Origin of the sequence: Aeromonas sp. PrichA-15 (assembly GCF_017939245.1) — a bacterium.
Classification (GTDB): Bacteria; Pseudomonadota; Gammaproteobacteria; order Enterobacterales; family Aeromonadaceae; genus Aeromonas; species Aeromonas caviae.
This window is the reverse complement of the sequence record NZ_JAGKRH010000227.1, coordinates 1-498: the sequence shown is the minus strand read 5'-3', so window position 1 is coordinate 498 and position 498 is coordinate 1. Positions and strand designations below refer to the sequence as shown.

The window sequence follows — 498 nt, the reverse complement described above, 5'->3', positions numbered from 1 at the left end:
CGATAAACCGGCGCGAAAAGTGGTCAAAAGTGCGCGTTGGTTGCTGCTACGTAATCGGGCGAAGTTGAGTGAAAAACAGGATGTGAAGTTGCAGGAGCTGTTGGCGGCGAATCAACCGCTGGCGATGGTGTACGTGCTGAAAGAGGCGTTGAAGGGCATCTGGTATGCGCCGAGCGTGTGGGAAGGATGGCGACGATGGCGGAGCTGGATGCGGCAGGTGAAGGAAAGCGGGCTAGCGCCGCTGCAACGATTTGGTCGAAATTTATCGAAATATATGCGGGGGATCCTGGCGAGTGCAAACTACCCGATGCACACGAGTGTGCTGGAAGGGGTGAACAACAAGATCAAAGTGATACCTGATTACCCATGACCCTCAGCCAGCTTCAAGAGCCGATATGGCATCGGAGGGCTTGCCACGACTGCATGCCCCAATTCAACCAACATGCTCTTGAGGTCAAAACGATGATTAAACCGGAAGCAGTATTCCGCAAGATGCCT

The 498-nt window shown here is 53.8% G+C and carries 2 pseudogenes; one reads left to right on the top strand and one right to left on the bottom strand.

The features are described from left to right. Positions 1–355: pseudogene (locus tag J9889_RS19760) on the top strand (transposase); the annotation flags it as partial. Between the two features lie 5 nt (positions 356–360). On the opposite strand, the pseudogene J9889_RS19755 reads toward J9889_RS19760, so the two are convergent. Continuing rightward, positions 361–498, bottom strand: a pseudogene (locus J9889_RS19755) (IS1595 family transposase); the annotation flags it as partial.